Annotated in this window: 21 protein-coding genes; all 21 read right to left on the bottom strand. The window is 37.3% G+C overall.

Translation table 11 applies throughout. From position 1 onward, the window contains the following. The coding region (locus tag AC220I_RS08870) for a GGDEF domain-containing protein (protein ID WP_486723463.1) at positions 1 to 1,183 on the bottom strand (1,183 nt) is incomplete at its 3' end. A 5-nt stretch (positions 1,184 to 1,188) separates the two neighbouring features. Then, on the bottom strand, positions 1,189 to 2,169 hold the full coding sequence (locus AC220I_RS08865; protein WP_486723462.1) for a DUF2232 domain-containing protein: 981 nt from the start codon (positions 2,167 to 2,169) through the stop codon (positions 1,189 to 1,191). A 115-nt stretch (positions 2,170 to 2,284) separates the two neighbouring features. Continuing rightward, complete coding sequence (gene rpsR, locus AC220I_RS08860; RefSeq protein ID WP_069874238.1) at positions 2,285 to 2,506, bottom strand: 30S ribosomal protein S18; 222 nt, start codon at positions 2,504 to 2,506, stop codon at positions 2,285 to 2,287. A 20-nt stretch (positions 2,507 to 2,526) separates the two neighbouring features. Further along, entirely contained in the window at positions 2,527 to 2,967 is a 441-nt protein-coding gene (locus AC220I_RS08855) for a single-stranded DNA-binding protein (protein ID WP_486723461.1), read from the bottom strand. A gap of 27 nt (positions 2,968 to 2,994) precedes the next feature. Further along, a complete protein-coding gene (gene rpsF / locus AC220I_RS08850; RefSeq protein WP_486723460.1) occupies positions 2,995 to 3,282 on the bottom strand; it encodes a 30S ribosomal protein S6 in 288 nt (95 codons plus the stop codon). Between the two features lie 133 nt (positions 3,283 to 3,415). Continuing rightward, the gene (locus AC220I_RS08845; RefSeq protein ID WP_486723459.1) at positions 3,416 to 3,628 is read right to left on the bottom strand and encodes a DUF951 domain-containing protein; all 213 of its coding nucleotides are present in this window, start codon (positions 3,626 to 3,628) and stop codon (positions 3,416 to 3,418) included. Position 3,629: 1 nt separating this feature from the next. After that, on the bottom strand, positions 3,630 to 3,896 hold the full coding sequence (locus tag AC220I_RS08840; RefSeq protein ID WP_486723458.1) for a putative Se/S carrier protein: 267 nt from the start codon (positions 3,894 to 3,896) through the stop codon (positions 3,630 to 3,632). A gap of 13 nt (positions 3,897 to 3,909) precedes the next feature. After that, the gene (gene yedF / locus AC220I_RS08835) at positions 3,910 to 4,506 is read right to left on the bottom strand and encodes a sulfurtransferase-like selenium metabolism protein YedF (RefSeq protein ID WP_486723457.1); all 597 of its coding nucleotides are present in this window, start codon (positions 4,504 to 4,506) and stop codon (positions 3,910 to 3,912) included. A gap of 9 nt (positions 4,507 to 4,515) precedes the next feature. Then, complete coding sequence (locus tag AC220I_RS08830) at positions 4,516 to 5,238, bottom strand: CvpA family protein (RefSeq protein WP_486723456.1); 723 nt, start codon at positions 5,236 to 5,238, stop codon at positions 4,516 to 4,518. A 65-nt stretch (positions 5,239 to 5,303) separates the two neighbouring features. Further along, the gene (locus AC220I_RS08825) at positions 5,304 to 6,413 is read right to left on the bottom strand and encodes a DUF5711 family protein (RefSeq protein WP_486723455.1); all 1,110 of its coding nucleotides are present in this window, start codon (positions 6,411 to 6,413) and stop codon (positions 5,304 to 5,306) included. A gap of 15 nt (positions 6,414 to 6,428) precedes the next feature. Beyond that, entirely contained in the window at positions 6,429 to 7,595 is a 1,167-nt protein-coding gene (locus tag AC220I_RS08820; protein WP_486723454.1) for a THUMP domain-containing class I SAM-dependent RNA methyltransferase, read from the bottom strand. Between the two features lie 54 nt (positions 7,596 to 7,649). After that, on the bottom strand, positions 7,650 to 9,257 hold the full coding sequence (locus AC220I_RS08815) for a hybrid sensor histidine kinase/response regulator (protein WP_486723453.1): 1,608 nt from the start codon (positions 9,255 to 9,257) through the stop codon (positions 7,650 to 7,652). A 57-nt stretch (positions 9,258 to 9,314) separates the two neighbouring features. After that, complete coding sequence (locus tag AC220I_RS08810; RefSeq protein WP_486723452.1) at positions 9,315 to 9,908, bottom strand: SAF domain-containing protein; 594 nt, start codon at positions 9,906 to 9,908, stop codon at positions 9,315 to 9,317. Positions 9,909 to 10,120: 212 nt separating this feature from the next. Continuing rightward, on the bottom strand, positions 10,121 to 10,570 hold the full coding sequence (locus tag AC220I_RS08805; protein ID WP_486723451.1) for a hypothetical protein: 450 nt from the start codon (positions 10,568 to 10,570) through the stop codon (positions 10,121 to 10,123). Further along, positions 10,521 to 10,907, bottom strand: a complete 387-nt coding sequence (locus tag AC220I_RS08800) for a hypothetical protein (RefSeq protein WP_486723450.1) — start codon at positions 10,905 to 10,907, stop codon at positions 10,521 to 10,523. The genes AC220I_RS08805 and AC220I_RS08800 overlap by 50 nt, the downstream gene beginning before the upstream one ends. A gap of 2 nt (positions 10,908 to 10,909) precedes the next feature. Next, the gene (locus AC220I_RS08795; protein ID WP_486723449.1) at positions 10,910 to 11,146 is read right to left on the bottom strand and encodes a hypothetical protein; all 237 of its coding nucleotides are present in this window, start codon (positions 11,144 to 11,146) and stop codon (positions 10,910 to 10,912) included. Between the two features lie 30 nt (positions 11,147 to 11,176). Continuing rightward, positions 11,177 to 11,893 carry a hypothetical protein gene (locus AC220I_RS08790; RefSeq protein WP_486723448.1) on the bottom strand — a complete coding sequence of 239 codons (717 nt, stop codon included), beginning with the start codon at positions 11,891 to 11,893 and terminating at the stop codon, positions 11,177 to 11,179. A 12-nt stretch (positions 11,894 to 11,905) separates the two neighbouring features. Then, a complete protein-coding gene (locus AC220I_RS08785; protein WP_486723447.1) occupies positions 11,906 to 12,796 on the bottom strand; it encodes a hypothetical protein in 891 nt (296 codons plus the stop codon). Next, positions 12,793 to 13,974, bottom strand: coding sequence for an ATPase, T2SS/T4P/T4SS family (locus tag AC220I_RS08780; RefSeq protein ID WP_486723446.1), 1,182 nt, complete (start codon positions 13,972 to 13,974; stop codon positions 12,793 to 12,795). The genes AC220I_RS08785 and AC220I_RS08780 overlap by 4 nt, the downstream gene beginning before the upstream one ends. Next, positions 13,971 to 15,113 (bottom strand): CpaE/TadZ family protein, encoded by a 1,143-nt coding sequence (locus AC220I_RS08775; protein WP_486723445.1) that lies wholly within the window; start codon positions 15,111 to 15,113, stop codon positions 13,971 to 13,973. Before AC220I_RS08775 ends, AC220I_RS08780 begins: the two co-directional genes overlap by 4 nt. A 268-nt stretch (positions 15,114 to 15,381) precedes the next feature. Further along, a partial coding sequence (locus tag AC220I_RS08770) for a substrate-binding domain-containing protein (RefSeq protein ID WP_486723444.1) occupies positions 15,382 to 15,868 on the bottom strand: 487 nt, incomplete at its 5' end.

Raw genomic sequence — 15,868 nt, 5'->3', positions numbered from 1 at the left:
GAACATTGACAATGGCATCTGTTACTTCATTTAAAACAATATAGGATTCCTTTCCCATATTAAGGACACTTCTATAAACACCTACAGCAGCACCGAAAGAGTCCATATCAGGAGATCTATGACCCATGATAATCACTCTTGAGCTTTCCTCAATTATGGCTTTAAAACCGTGTGCGATAACCCTTGCTTTTACACGATTTCGCTTTTCAACGGCTTTGGTCTTACCGCCGTAGAACTCAAAGGTGTTCTTTTTGCGAACAACCGCTTGATCACCACCACGACCAAGAGCGAGTTCTAGACATGCATATGCATCTTCCTCAAGTGCACTTGGATTTTTGCCATTGACACCGATTCCGATACTCAAAGTTACAGGAATCTTGTTACCTGCATCAATCTCTCTGACATCATCTAAAATGGTAAATCGCTTTGCCTCTATATTTTCAAGGTATTTGGCTTCAAAAATTACGATGTATTTGTCCTTTTGGTAACGCTTGATCATACCATTCATTCGCGTTGCCCAAAGGTTGATTTTCTTTTCAATTTCCGAAGTGACAAAAGGAATTTTTTCTTCCTTCGTCTCATTCATAACATCTTCATAGTTATCGATGTATATAAGTGCCATGACAGGTTTTTCATCGTCATATCGCGCTGTTAAATTCGTGAGTTCAGTGGTGTCAAACCAATAGAGCATAAAAATCATATTCTGTGGATTGTCATCATCAAGTGCCACCATGTTGGCAAAAACATTGTAAAAACGATCACCGACCTTGATGTCTTCGATCATCTCACCGTTTTTAATCTGCTCAAAAGCAAGGGTGTTGATCAGCTTATCAATACTCTTTCCGATGACGCTCTTCTCTGCAATCATATCGGTAAATTTAGAGTTGTACCAATTGATTTTGCCCTCAAGATCGATGACGACTAAAGGCACCGGTAAATTAAACACGGCATATCTTGCTGCACTATCTATACTCGAAGAGAGATTTTCAATGTACTTACGCCATTTTTTACTCTTTGCCTTGTCTGAGTACCAATTGTAAAACAAGAGCCCAAGCAGTACGACAATGCCAATAACGCCTAAAAATTTATTATAATAGGCAATTATTGCGACAAAAAGGCCAATTACAATCAAATAAAAATTTAGTGGTTCCTTAAATGGATTGCTGAGCTTCGAATTTCCCATGTTTCTCACCTCTTTTTAGGTTGTAATCTTCTCACATCTAGTATAACGTCCATAAAACCGATCAGTGCAATATAATTGATAAGACCCAAAAGTGATACCGCCACCAAAATCGTGATCGAAATGCCTTTGGCCATAGAACGCCTTAAAAAGAAGTATCCCACCGCCAAGCCTTGGATATAAAAAACCATTACAAAAAGATAGATAAAGTTGAGCATTGCCGTGGTCATATCGACGACACCCATCTTTCCAAATACATATGCACCTAAAAGCATACCGGCACTACCATATGCCATGTGGAGGGGATAACTAAAATTTTTAAACGATCCCAGTGGTCGATGGGCTATTTTTAATCGCTTCAATACAGGAATTGAAAAGAGATAATTGATGGCTGCAAACATGGCTGACATCATGAATAAACTCGCCGGTATAAGTAGTTTTACCATTTCCATCATATTGTCCATAGACTTGGCTGAATCACCCAGTGCCGTTTTAATTTGAGCCTGTTGTTCAGCTGAGAGTGATGCGGAATAGGATTCAATTGTTTGATCCATCTCTGTTTGAAAATCCTTTGAAAATGAAAACATCTCATCAATGGTTTGATCCAAAGAAATACCCATTATAAAATTCATCATACCAAGTGACAATATCAAAGCCACAAGTGCACCAAGTGCGCCTATTGCCATGGCTTTAAGCGGTGATTCAAATCGTTTTATTGCAAGTCCCATTGGAAGGCCGATGCAAAGTGCCAAAGCGCCCATACTTAGTCCAACCATAAAAGAGACCAAAAGACTCGATAATAAGGAGCCTACTATAGCCGCTACAACGACATTAACTGGGGTATTCCTGATACTCAATATAATCATGGGTAATGGTGCTAAAAAATAAAGTGCTGTTCCGATAACAGGTATATAAAAAGAGCCTACGATAAATATGACTAAAATTCCCGCAAATAGGCCCGCTTCTGTAATTTGTCGTGTGCTTTTCAACTATGGAGTCCCCCCATTCTACTTTCTCATATATGATTATACTACATTTATGGTGAATCGTCCGTAATTGTTACAAAAAATCAAAAAACACCGCAACAGCGGTGTTTTAATCTTATTACTCACTTACGAAAGGTAATAAAGCAATGATTCTAGATCTTTTAACAGCACTAGTAACCATTCTTTGATGTTTAGCACAGTTACCAGAAACTCTTCTTGGTAAAATTTTGCCTCTTTCAGTTAAGTACTTTTGTAATTTCTTTGTATCTTTGTAATCGATTGATTCGATTTTATCTTGACAAAAAGAACAACCTTTTCTTTTTCTACGTCTTTTGATCATGGTTTTTTCCCTCCTTCTAATTAGAATGGAACGTCATCGTCGTCTTCGATTGCTTGGTAATCGTCAAAGTTCGTATTACCGAAACTGAAATCGTCACTTCTTCCAGATGACTGAGTTTTCTCTCCCCACTCGAGGAATTCAACTCTATTTGCCAACACCTCAGTTGTATATCGAGTCTCTCCTGCAGGTGATTTGTAAGAACCTGTTTGGATAGAACCTTGAATTGCAACGAGTTTGCCTTTTGCTAAATATTGTGAGCAGTTTTCAGCTTGTTTTCCCCAAACAACGACTCTAATAAAATCAGCTGTTGGTTTGCCTTGGCTTTCAAATTCCTGCTTTTTTTCTCTGGTAAGGCCTTTATCAACTGCTAATGTAAAATTAGCAACTGCCATGCCACTTCCAGGTACGAATCTAAGTTCTGGGTCTCTCGCCAAACGTCCAATTAATATAACACTATTCATTAATGAGCCCCCGTCTTTCTTGATAGATTATTTATCTTCTAAATTAACGATGATGTATCTAATAACTTCGTCAGCAATTTTGAAGTTTCTTTCAAGCTCTTTTGGAAGCTCAGGATTCGCCTTGAAGTTAACAAGTACATAATATCCTTCTCTTACCTTTTCGATTTCGTAAGCTAACTTTCTGTTACCCCACTCTTCGACTTTTTCTACTTCACCATCAGCAGCAATAATGCCTTTGAATTTTTCTAAAAGTTCAACTTTTTTCTCTTCTTCAATTGACGGCTTTAAAATAAAAAGCGTTTCGTATTTTCTCATCTTTCTTTACACCTCCCTATGGACATAATGGCTCTTCTAACAGAGCAGAGAAGTAACGACCAAATGGTCGCAACTACAACAGAGGTATTTTATCACTTAGAATCCCCTCTGTCAACTCTTTTATATAAATCAATTATATATTCTCTTTTTCTACCTTGACACCACTGCGATAGATCTCTTTAATTCTCTTTTCTAGCTTAATTCTTGGAATCCAAATTTCTTTTTCGCATTTTGCGCATTTGATTCTAAAGTCCATCCCAACTCTCGTAATGATGAACCGATTACTACCACATGGGTGAGCTTTTTTTGTGACAATTTCATCTCCGGATTCTAATTTTAAAGGCATCTTATTCCTCCCATGATATTTGTGTAACTTTAACGGTCTTGTCCTTTTCATATCGATATAATGACATCCCCGTCTTTTCTTCATTTGAAAGCAGTGCTTTCGCCTGTGTCACGTCGGCAATCTCGAACTGTATCGTTAGACCACAGCTTGCTGTTATCTCTCTTGGTGTGGGGATCATATCGATTTTAATTTGATCCAGCAATAACCTTTCCGTACGGATGGCCTTATGGGTGGATTCAAATACAATTAACATACATTCTGTGCTCATTTTTATTCCCTTTTTATATTCTTATTGTGTTATTTGCTTCTTGCATGGTCTCTACAATCGTGTACATGTTTGTAATACCACCAACTGCCAGTTGATCCTTCAAGTGATAGTAATCAAGACAAGTGCCGCAGCTTAAAATTTCTGTTCCCATTTCCATAAGTTTCTTTAAGTATTCTATAACTGGAGACCCCTCAACAGTGAGCCTAACACCTGAATTCACAAATAAAATTGCCTTTGGAAAGGGCTCATACTCTGTGAGCGTGTAAAAATAACCTTTTATAAGTACGGCTCCCAATACATCATCACCCGTTCCCATGACATCACTGCCCACAAGAATTACAGTATTTGCAAGATCAGGTCTTTTTTGAACCATGTCTTCAGCTTGATTAGAATACTCTCCCTTAAATATGGAAATTTGATAGTTGCCATCCACTTCAGTAATTGTATAGTCAAGCATCAAACTCTTTGCGAGTTTGGATACATTATCTCTTGCGATGGCATTATCCACCACCGTAATAATGTTGCCTTCCTTAAGGCCTTCTAATGCCTTTTTCGTTTCAATAACGGGTTTTGGACACGCTAATCCTCTTGCATCAATTTTCACTTCCATATTATCCTCCTAAATCATCAAGAAACTCTTATATAAATTACTTAAGAAGCTCACAAAAAAATACTGTAGTATATTGTACTTGTAAAAATAAACTGCAAACCTTGAACTTTCAATAGCCAGAACAATACTCTGACTCCATTCGAACGGGACGAAGACATTGAGGATGATCATAAAAAAGTAAACGCTGATCAAACCCAGAACAGCCCCTAATATCAAGCCACCACTTTTATTGAACTCCTTCAAAACCGGAAGTCTTGCCAAATGATTGGCCAAGCTCTCAATCACGCCGAGTAAAGACATAATGATAATTAGCAAGGTCAAGAATCCCAAGACATAGACAATCATATGGGTCACTTGAGCTGAAACATCATTTATGAAGTCCGTAAAGGTTATATTGCCCTGAAAGGCCGTCAATCCCTTGCTGTAAAAGTCAGGCAATTTGAGGTTATCAATCCCTAGTTGCACTTGTTCCGCAGACATGGGGGCATCTGTTGATGTTTTGATGTCGAGCATATTGGTGACAAACTGCTTGACATGCTCTAGAATAACGGGACTTGGGTCATACCAATTTTCCGTGACATATGTCGTGAATTCAACATAAAACATCTTTGCCAAGATAATACTCGCAAACCATTTTATCAAACCAATAAAGGTCGTAATAAAGCCTTTATTAAAGCCATACAGCATATTACCTATAATGATAATCAACACCAGGTAATCCGTCCAGTTCATTCCAGCCTCCTAAATGCATTGTTTTTACTACAATAACACAATACCATTAGAATTTCGTTAAAATCTTATTTTAAAATATACAAATCCATGTGATTAATATAGGCGACGCCAAAATGAGTATCATCTAATATGACGACATCTAAGATCTCGTCCTTACCTTCATAGGTATCCACTGGCTTTCCTTCATCATTAAAAAAGACTATTTTTTCTTGATTAAAGACCATTAGGCGTTTTCCCATCATTTTAATGCCGTCAATGGCATCTATCATGGCATCAAACTCAAAAAGCGTCTCTCCCTGATCATTTATGACGATAATGGCATTTTGGGCCTTGGGATTATCGATTGCACCATCTTGGTTGATGACATTGAAGTAAAAAAGCCCCTTATTAGAATCATAGAAGACCTTTCTCACCGTACGGTCAAAAGGTACACTGTATTTTAAATTACAATCGTAGTCATAAGCCATCATTTGGGAATCTGTAATGACACTGATTTGATCATCTGAGAGCCATAGCTGATAGGCGATTTCCGAAAAGAGATTACTGCCACTGATGATTTCACCGTTGAAGGTTGCTATAACAAGCTTGGTATTAAAATCCTTTCGGCTCAAATCCAAAACGACTGCCACAATATCCTGTCGCTTAATATTAATTGAAAAATCGATGATCTCACCCTTTGGCAGAACTGTACTACTGAGGACCTCGAGCTTTTCATCTAATATCGTCAGCGTGCCATCGGTTTTCAATAGACCAACGTATTTCTCATCAAAGTACTTTAAAGCTTTGATACTGCCAAAACCAAAATGAGACGCCTTTATATGGCCTTTTAGATCGACGATGAAGACATCCCCTGATTTTTTTTCGACAAGTGCGATACTGGTCTTCCCGCTGGCCATCAAAACATTTTGTGTGGAAACCGCTTTTTCCCATATAGGAAGACCTTCATTGTCAAACAACTTGAGCTTGGCCTGATCTAAAACGACATATCTAGAATCTGTACTTTGAACTTCCGCACGATTTTCAAAATCAACATTTTGATTGTAAACCAATTGATTCACTACTTTAAAGTCCTCTTTGACCCACTTTGAAACCTGACCTACAACCAAATCAAACTTTAAGACAATGACAAAGCAAACCGCAAAGACTATTAATGATTTTAAACCAGATTTTTTCATGATCAATAAATATCCTTACTTTGAATTTTCCGGTGTATCAACCACTTTTTTAGGTCTTGGTGGTTTCTCACCATAATATTGATAAAAATAGGTCTTGATTCGACCATTGTAAAGTTTTCTGTTCTTAGTCGCTTTTGTACCAAATTCTCGCTCAAAATTTTCATAAGACGTGATGATATATTTTGACCATGTTTTATAGGGTTCAAAGACCTTGCCCATGAGCTTATAAAGTCTTTTAACTTCTTCTTGTTCATTTAAACGCTCTCCATATGGCGGATTACAAATGATATAGCCATACTGATAGCTTGTGCTAAAGTCTCTAACATCTCTTACCTGAAAGTGAACAATATCATCTACGCCTGCAAGCTCAGCATTTCCCATAGCAATTCTGATGGACTTTGGATCTAGGTCATAGCCCTGAAGGATGACATCAACATCGTGATTGATGGCTTCATAACAGGCTTTACGCTCCTCTTTCCAAATTGTCTCAGGAATTAAGCGCCACTGCTCTGATTCAAACTTTCTATTCAAACCAGGAGCGATGTTTTTTGCCATCATAGCAGCTTCTATGATGATTGTCCCTGAACCACAAAATGGATCGATCAAAGGGATCTTGTTTTGCCATCTTGCGATGTTTAAAAGTCCTGCTGCTAGGGTTTCTTTCATTGGTGCTTCATTCCCTTTTTCTCTATAGCCTCTTCTATGAAGACCAGCCCCTGAAGTATCAATGCTCACTGTAACAACATCGTTTAATATGCCAACAAGGATACTATACGTTTCATCTGTTTCATCAAACCATTGGGTTTGGTATACCTTGCTCAACCTTTTTACAATTGATTTTTTACAAATGCTCTGAATATCTGACAAGCTGAAAAGCTTTGATTTAACTGATTTTGCATTAACGGGAAACTTTGCGTTCTTAGGAATGTAGTTTTCCCACGATATTTTATGAATTTGGTCAAACAGAGATTCAAAAGTAGTTGCTTTAAATTCTCCTACTTTGATAAATATTCTTTCAGCTGTTCTAACCCAAAGGTTTGCTCTAGCAATACCACGTTCATCTGCATCAAATAAAACTCTACCGTTTTCAACCTTTATATTTTCAAAGCCTAATTGTTCGAGCTCTTTACCAACTATTGCTTCCATTCCGAAAACAGCAGTTGCAATCATTTTAAATTTCATACGTCTTCACCATCCAATTTAATACTTAAATTATAACACAGAAAAAGAGACATTTTATAGGGATGTCTCTTTTAAATAATTTTCAATTATATTTTCAAAAATTGCTTCCGTAAAAGGTTTGGTATAATAATCGTCAAATCCGTAGTCTTTCATGAACTCTGCCTCATTGTCAATAAGCTTGTTAGAAATTGCAATAATTGGAGAACTTCCGCTTTTTCTTCTTTCGATTTCGTCTAAAACACTGAAGCCATCACACTGCTCGATCATGACATCAATAATCACAAGGTGGGGTTTTATAGAGAAAAAAAGTTCAATGGCCTGCTCACCTGTTTTGGCGAAATAGATGTCGTATTTTTCGAAGAAATCCATTGGAATTTGAGGCCTTTCATGGTCTGCAATCAATATGCGCTTTCGCTCGTTAAATTGAACGGTCTTAGGCATTTGAGATTTTACGACAACTTTATCAAAGGATAAGAAGAGGGTGGAGTTGATCCCTTTATCCTTGATGCTGGAAATCTCAATCATACCACCCGCAGCTTGAATGAGTTCTTTTGATAAATGCAGTCCCAGCGCAATGGCGTATTCCTCAATCGTGTCAAAATGCGACCGATTAGTTATATCGTAATCACTAAGATCAATTGAACGGCTTGGAATTCCCTCACTGGTATCTGCTATGGTGATTTTAAGGTGAATTTTATCTCTATTTTCAGTGACTTCAGAAACACTGACGATGATTTCATCGTTTTTACATAGAAAATTTGAAGTCTCTAGCAGATAGGAAATCATCAATTTCAGTTTCACATGATCCCCTATGAGGATATCTGGGATTGAATCTGAATATTCCAGTCTAATTTTATTATTTTTCTCATTTTCATAAAGTATGCGATAGGTCTGAATGACTTCTTGAATGGTTTTCTTAAAATGAAATTCAGTTTTGATGAACTTAATGTTGCCCTCATCATATTTTGTATATAAAAGCATTCGACTCAAAATTTCAAATAGTAAATCCGAATTGTATTTAATAACATTTAGATATTCTTTCTGGAGCTCAGATAAAAAAGTCTGGTCAAACAGATCAAAAAAACCCCTAAGAGACCTAAGTGGTGTTCGCATCTCACGTGTAAAATGGTCTATAAACTCATTGGTCTTTTTAACCTTACGCTTTAACTCGTTGTTTTCATGCTTAAGGTTTTGAATGATTTCCTTATAGTTTTCATCATATTGCTCTCGAACCTTGATGTTGTCTTGAAACTCAAGTATGCTTGTGACTTTTCCTTGTGTTACGATTGGTATAAGTTGATTTCGCCATACTTGCTTTTCAACACTTTCACCAACAAGCTCCGGCGAAACAACCGTATCAAATTTAGTTTTAAAGTCCAAGACCTCTTGCATTGGACATCCTGGACAAATGTCTGCAAAATCATAAAAGACTTGGTAGCATTTTCGTCCAAGAATATCTTTGTAGTGGAGGATACTGTATGCATTCGCCCAGGTAACACTATAGTCAAGGCTAATCATGATAACTGGAGATTGAATGGCATCCAGTTTGCCACCAATATTGATTTCTTGACCCACTTTTTCGATTTTCAATTTTTCAATTTGATGGTTCAACTGTTTGATTTCATGAATCAAAGTCTCTCTGGATAACCTGCTATAGTCCATATTTTTTCACCCACTTTGATACATTATATCAAATTTTAAATTTGATGAATATATTTCCTATTGGGATTTGCCTCTAATAATTTCAAATCTGCCAGATTCTCTTAATCGAACAATTTCTCTTATGACTTCTTGGTTTGCTTCTATGAGCAAATAGACTGGCAAACCGGTGTCTTCAAGATTATTATCATAAATAGCCTTAATCATAACCACTCCCAAATCCTTTTCAACATATAGGGGGTCAATATGGTAGAGTAAGACTTCTTCTCCCTTGTCAAATCTGAAGCAGAGCGCTTCTTCTGGTAAGACCTTTAAAGTCGTCATGGCATGATCTGGACTGGAAACCTCTTGTTCATCCACTGTTTCCGATAATATTTGTTTTGATAAAATACTGTATTTACTTAAGTCTGTCAACATGTTCATGCCAACGACATCCTCAATCCTCGTATAGTAATCACTAGAATGCCATAAGGTATTAATCTTACCCATTTCGAGATCTGACGCTTCCAAGCGCTTTCCAGCTTCGACAGATTTACTTAAAATGACAACATCTCTGAAGGTCTGCAGTGTTTGCTTTTTAATAATGTGTATCTGATAAAACGTCATTATAATGCTTAGAGCGACTACACAAATCAAGATAATCAATTTTTTCATGGTATATAAACTCCCTGGTATTCCTAGTCTCTTTCAACCTACTTTTTCAACCTACTCTTTCAGCCGACTCTTTCAGCCGTCTCTTTTTATTTCTCTTGCAAGTATCACTTTTGAAGTCCATTCATTTTTAGGGGCGGCCTCTCTATGCATATAATTTTGAACATAAAAAAGTACTCTTGCCATTTATCCTTTATTGATTACTCGAGGTTTTGTCACTGGTCACTTGGGATCCTGTATTTCAGGAAGACTGACATTGGTTTCTGAAAGTCAAAACTTTTAAAACGATGCACGTATGAAAAAGTCACAATAATCATATCTTGGTTGACAAAATCAACAGTAACTTCACTTGGGTCAATCTCACAGTTGAGGTCTTCCAGATGTGATACTAGATTTGACTCAAACCCACTCAAGTCGGGTATGGTTATAACTTTGCTAAAAGCCCTTTCATCAACGGATTCATAGATATCATTAACAGCATTTTCAGTGGCTGCCCGAACCTGTGATTTTTCCAGATTTAAGAATTGAAATTCCAAAAGACCCATGAGAAGGGGTAAGACCACTAAGACGATCATTGTGACCATAAAAAGCATTAAGCCTATACTTGCAGAACCTCTAATTTGATGCTTTATTTGATATGATTTCCTGCGTAAAATTGAATCCATACGTGATTGTCTCTCTTTCGAATAGGGCTTTAAAAACAGTTTTTTGATACTCTGCAGCCACTGTAAAGTGTATCCAATCGCCCTTTTTTATATGATTCGGCTTTGAGCATTCTATCTTTAACACATTAATACGTCTATTTCCAAGTGTTTCCGCCAAGTGATCCCTTTGATTATTGTCTAAGCCATTCTGAGCTTCAATCAACAAGGCATAATCTCGACACAAACTGTCAAACTCGAACTTGAGATAGAGCGGCATCATATAATCGAGAATAAACACAAAGAAAAACAAGCCAATAATTAATAGCAGGCAAAATACCACCACTTGATCTATACCCATGATTAATTTGGGAACAAGGTACTACTAATCGTTGTGGTCCACCAACTCTGCATATCTGTAATAACACTGGTCGCAAAGGTTCTCACGCCAGGTATCAAAATAAAAGCCGCCACGATTAGCCCTATTGCAAGGCCGATAATAGAGCTCATACCAAACTCACCGCGAGTATCCCAAATCCATCTTTGCTTGATTATTACCAAGCTTTCCTTTGCAATTCTCCTTAAATTTTGATTTTTCATTTTAAAACCTCCTTCAATAATTACTCATATTCAGTTAAAAATCATCTGCGCCGATTTTAGCATTTGATCGATAAGTGGCATTAATAACATTATAGATACCAATAGTGTAAACAGGATTACAGAATATAAATACAGACGTTTAATTTTTTTCGTACGCTCCCTGATATTTGAAAGGTACTTTTGAAACAATAAATGATTTAACCTTGAAAAAGTCTCATGTTCTCCACCCGAAAAAGCTAAATTCTCAGTGATGCTAATAAAGAGCTTTCCCTCTTGATCCTTCAAACGACTTTTCAAATAGTTTAGCCCCTGATGAACATCATGGCTCTGAGAGATAATCACCGAAAATTGAAGTAATGTCGCTCTGAAAGGTGGATAATCTACCACTCTATACAAGGCTTTGAAAATTTCTTCAGGCCTTGCACCGGTTTCCAGCTGTATTTGAAGGTATTTATAGATCTTATAAAAGCTCTGTGTTGTCATAAATTGGGCCCTTTGCTGTTGGGATATTTTGAACACAGCTATGGTAGCAAATAAACTCACCGTAAAATACCACGTGTTAGGCAAGATTAAAGACATCCCTACACCTATTAAGATCAACAAGCCTTTAAGGTGTTTTTTATAGGGTATCCTTTTATGATTTATTTGAGACACCTGCATGATTTCAGCCATTAGCTTATACAAAATGATGCATCCGATGAAATTTATAATGCCTATATAGGGCATTGTTTCAATCTCCTGAATCATAGTCGTCTCTCCCTAATATTTGATGTGTGCCGCTCTTATCACGATGAATATGCCCAGCACATAAGCTACACCTAGTAAACAAAGTAAAGACTTACCAGTAGAGGTCATTAAATAATAAATCATGATGTAATCATTGGCCTTAACTACCATGTAGGCCGTTAATAGCACCAAGAGCATGCTGCCAATTGTAAGTGCTCTGTCTTGTCTAAGTTCAATCTTGCGCTTGTTCATTTCAACTTGAATCGCAGTGTATTCCTGTTCAAGACCCGATACCAGCTTGACGAGGTTTCCACGTCTAAAATAGACCTGTTCAAGATTTAAAACGATATACCTTAAATAATCATGTCCTGCAAATCTTTGAAAATGCTGGAAGGCTATCCTTTCATCCAGACCTGAAAAAATGGAACCGTTAAAATTTGACAAGAGGTCCTTTAAGTATTTGTTCTGAACCGCTTTCTCAGAATACTTTAAAGCCTTAATCAAGTCTTCCGTTTGATGCAAGGATGCATTTAAGCTCTGAAGGAAACCCAGCAATTCACCATCAAGCGATTTCTCAATATGAGCAAGACCCATCTCAAGCAAAATAAAGGGCAATCCAGTATTGATCAGTAATAGGATAACTTTAAAAATAAGCGGTAATCTCAGCCAATAAAAAGCAAAATCTGTCAATATAACATATAAGAGTGCACATTCAAAATAAACGTTTTGAATCTGTTTTGGTAAGCAGTTTACGCACATGCTTAAATGTGTTTTTACATAAGATGCCTTGAGCTTATAGGAATGAAATGTATCACCCTGTCTAAAATCGAGCCATAATCTTTTACGATTTGAGATTTCCATCAAGATACCTCCAAGCCACAACAAATTGATGCTGAATAAAAGAACTAATCCCATACGGTTCATACGGCAATCTCCTTAATGCCCTTGTGGGAATAAATAACCTTATAAGTCATTTTATTTTCAACTACAGAAAGCACTGCAATTTCTCTAACCTTAAACTGAGAAATATAGACAATATACTCAACACTTTCATAAATCATTTGCTTTAAGGTTTCCTCACTTAATCGCGTTTCGCTCTCAATTAAAGTCAGCAATCTAAAAATGGTGTCCCTGGAGCTGTTGGCATGAATTGTTCCCAAAATTCTATGGTCCGTATTGCCTGCTTTTATAAACTCCCAAGCTTCATTGCCAGTAAGTTCACCTATGCAATAACTGTCAAGGCTCATGGTCAATCCATCACGTATCAAGTCATTTAATGTAATCCTCTTACCTCCCAAGTGCATTTTCTTAATGCTTTGAGAAATGCAATTCTTGCGATTGGGTGCAATTTCCACATCGGATTCACAAATCAAAATACGTTCCTCTAGAGGTGATGATTCGATGAGGGCCCTCAACAAGGTCGTTTTACCAGCCCCGCCCTTTCCTGAAACGATAACACTTGACCCATTTTTTATAATGGTGTCTATCCACCTTCGCGATTCCATATCCAGCATTTCTAGATCTTGTAATTGATCAAGCGAATAACCTTCTTTTACGTGCTTTCTTATGGTGAGTGACGTTCCTGAAGTATTTCTTGGGCTAATACAAACATTGATTCTCAATCTGTTTTTTACATCACTTACGCGACTGTGATTATCAACCTCATTGATAACGCCTCCATTTCGAATGATCAGAAGCTTGCAAAATCTTTCAAATGCTTTTTCAGAATCAAATTTAAAGTCTAGGGGACGGACCTTTCCCCTGATCTTAACCGTGAAATAATCGTAGGTAGCAGCGTCAATGTCTGAAATTTCAGGATCGTCAATATAAGCCTGTAAATCACCATAGCCATATATTGTGTTAAATATGCTTCTTTTTATGACTTCTAAATTGAAATGGCCCTTTTGCTCATCCACAAGCTTTCCAATTTCATTTTTTAGAACCATCTCATCTACTTTACCATCTTCCACATCTGCGATTAGACTAGAGAACTTTAAGACGATTTCATCCAGCAGTTTTATGGTCAATAGTTCAGATTGCAAGGTCCCTTGATTGGGGTTAAACTCGGCATTACCACGGTTTAAACTGGTTACCACACTCATTTCATAATCTCCTTAATGGCTTTATTGAAAGATGATTTCTTTTTTAGATTTATGTGGCCCTTGTATAGGTCTTTAAAAAGCGCCTTCATAACCGCATCAGAGTAAGAGGAGGGTTTAAGGCTTTTCTTGATTTTATAGACGTGATGCTTGTTTGGCTCTATGAACTGTTTGGATTTTAGAAGTTCAATCATTTGTTTGGCCCATCTGACATCACTTTTGTTGTCGTCAACGCACAGTATGTTGATATTACTTTTGTTGAGACTCATCAAGGTTAAGTAGTCATATAGGTTATCGCCTAGACTGATGATGATACATTCGTAATGACTGGCTAGCATATCCAGCAACTGCCGAAGTTGATCTGGATCGTAATGTTCATAGTTAAGAGCATTGTAATTGCCAAGCAAGACATCAAAATGCTGATGCCGCTTTACTATATAACTCAAATCCTGTTTAAGGTTGGCTTGCTTGCGCATTGAATCCAAGGCAATATTAAGACCTGTATTGTCTATGCCAGTAAGGTGGCTTTCTACATGGGTTTCTATTTTACTGATCTTGAGCACATCGTCAAGAGTGGGTTTAAGCAAATTGCCCTCCATAAGCAAAAGTGACTTGATTTTAAAAGCCCTAGCCAATGAAGCGGCAAATAGAGGGTTGTTATAAATGGCAATAATGCCTTTATATTGCTTAACTTTTTTGAACTTAATTGGTTTTTCTTTATCTGCTTGCTTTAATCGCAAAATGCCTTGAGGATGAAAGCCTTTATTTGCCATCAAGCACTCCAAATACTTGCTTTCTTCTTGACTCAGGGGCCCAAGACCCCTTATGTATTCCAACTGAATTTGTTCCAGTTTCGCTTTTTCTCTTTCGTATAAAAGGTGATTCAGCTCTTGGGATGTTTCAAATGATTTTAGCCTTTCATCCCGTCCTCTTACACCAATATATATAAAACTGTTGTCCCTGTTCAGCTGGTCTAAAATAGCCTTACTCATCTGTGAAATTACAATGACAACGTGCTCATCTGATGCCTCTACAAGTTGTATTTCATTATCTGTTATACGCGCTTGCGGAAAGTCCTGAAGCATGACCTTCACAAGGTTCAATTTTAAAGATACACTGTAGATCCATATCAGTTCTGACATTTTAGCCTCCTATAATATGGTAATATAATATCTTTATTTACATATTTTGTAAATAGTAAATTGTAAAAAACTCCCAAACTTTTTTGGTGTTTGGGAGTTTCGAGTATCTTGGTTTTCTCTTTGCCTTAAAGATTATGTTACTTTAATGGTATTTCATCATTATGGCTGTTTTATTCTTATATTTAATGGCGTAAAGACATTTTTCAAAAAATAGCGAAAGGACCAAGGCCATAGCCTTCATCCGTTTCACCATCTATGTGAGGGGGATTTACTTACCTCTTAGGACTGCAACACCAGTATCAATAACTGCTGGTCCAGTACTTAAGTCATTTAGTGCAGCATAAGCTTGTCCAACGCCCAAGTATCCCATGGTAAATGGATTTTGAGCCATTGCCGCTTTAAGACTGCCGTCATTTAAAAGACCTTGAATTGCGTCTGACTTATCAAATCCGATACCGATCAGGCCCTTACCAGAAGCTTTTATTGCGTTTCCAACACCAACCGTTGAACCTTCATTAGTGCCATATAAGCCAACAAGGTCATCATTTCCAACGATAAAGCCATATGCTGCCTCTTGAGAAGCTGCTGCATCACCATCTTTGTACTCTGTTGTAAGCATAGTATAGCCTGCTGCCTCTAAAACACTTTTGAAGCCGTTTTCACGGTCCATGGTTGAATTTGTAGCAGTGTTTACACCGACAATACCAATTTTTCCGCTTGTTTTGCCAACTGCTTTAAGCTCTGCAATCATGGTT

The organism is Fusibacter sp. (assembly GCF_057447755.1).
The sequence above is the reverse complement of the archived record's forward strand: the minus strand, read 5'-3'. Positions and strand labels throughout refer to the sequence as shown.

What these genes read in the sequence shown, in the direction of transcription:
- AC220I_RS08775 (WP_486723445.1), bottom strand. Translation starts at nt 15,113, where the DNA reads ATGTCAGAACTGATATGGATCTACAGTGTATCTTTAAAATTGAACCTT.
- AC220I_RS08840 (WP_486723458.1), bottom strand. Translation starts at nt 3,896, where the DNA reads ATGAGCACAGAATGTATGTTAATTGTATTTGAATCCACCCATAAGGCC.
- yedF (WP_486723457.1), bottom strand. Translation starts at nt 4,506, where the DNA reads ATGGAAGTGAAAATTGATGCAAGAGGATTAGCGTGTCCAAAACCCGTT.
- AC220I_RS08805 (WP_486723451.1), bottom strand. Translation starts at nt 10,570, where the DNA reads ATGGATTCAATTTTACGCAGGAAATCATATCAAATAAAGCATCAAATT.
- AC220I_RS08790 (WP_486723448.1), bottom strand. Translation starts at nt 11,893, where the DNA reads ATGATTCAGGAGATTGAAACAATGCCCTATATAGGCATTATAAATTTC.
- AC220I_RS08795 (WP_486723449.1), bottom strand. Translation starts at nt 11,146, where the DNA reads ATGAAAAATCAAAATTTAAGGAGAATTGCAAAGGAAAGCTTGGTAATA.
- AC220I_RS08845 (WP_486723459.1), bottom strand. Translation starts at nt 3,628, where the DNA reads ATGCCTTTAAAATTAGAATCCGGAGATGAAATTGTCACAAAAAAAGCT.
- AC220I_RS08825 (WP_486723455.1), bottom strand. Translation starts at nt 6,413, where the DNA reads ATGAAAAAATCTGGTTTAAAATCATTAATAGTCTTTGCGGTTTGCTTT.
- AC220I_RS08780 (WP_486723446.1), bottom strand. Translation starts at nt 13,974, where the DNA reads ATGAGTGTGGTAACCAGTTTAAACCGTGGTAATGCCGAGTTTAACCCC.
- AC220I_RS08855 (WP_486723461.1), bottom strand. Translation starts at nt 2,967, where the DNA reads ATGAATAGTGTTATATTAATTGGACGTTTGGCGAGAGACCCAGAACTT.
- AC220I_RS08785 (WP_486723447.1), bottom strand. Translation starts at nt 12,796, where the DNA reads ATGAACCGTATGGGATTAGTTCTTTTATTCAGCATCAATTTGTTGTGG.
- AC220I_RS08830 (WP_486723456.1), bottom strand. Translation starts at nt 5,238, where the DNA reads ATGAACTGGACGGATTACCTGGTGTTGATTATCATTATAGGTAATATG.
- AC220I_RS08810 (WP_486723452.1), bottom strand. Translation starts at nt 9,908, where the DNA reads ATGAAAAAATTGATTATCTTGATTTGTGTAGTCGCTCTAAGCATTATA.
- AC220I_RS08815 (WP_486723453.1), bottom strand. Translation starts at nt 9,257, where the DNA reads ATGGACTATAGCAGGTTATCCAGAGAGACTTTGATTCATGAAATCAAA.
- rpsF (WP_486723460.1), bottom strand. Translation starts at nt 3,282, where the DNA reads ATGAGAAAATACGAAACGCTTTTTATTTTAAAGCCGTCAATTGAAGAA.
- rpsR (WP_069874238.1), bottom strand. Translation starts at nt 2,506, where the DNA reads ATGATCAAAAGACGTAGAAAAAGAAAAGGTTGTTCTTTTTGTCAAGAT.
- AC220I_RS08800 (WP_486723450.1), bottom strand. Translation starts at nt 10,907, where the DNA reads ATGGGTATAGATCAAGTGGTGGTATTTTGCCTGCTATTAATTATTGGC.
- AC220I_RS08820 (WP_486723454.1), bottom strand. Translation starts at nt 7,595, where the DNA reads ATGAAATTTAAAATGATTGCAACTGCTGTTTTCGGAATGGAAGCAATA.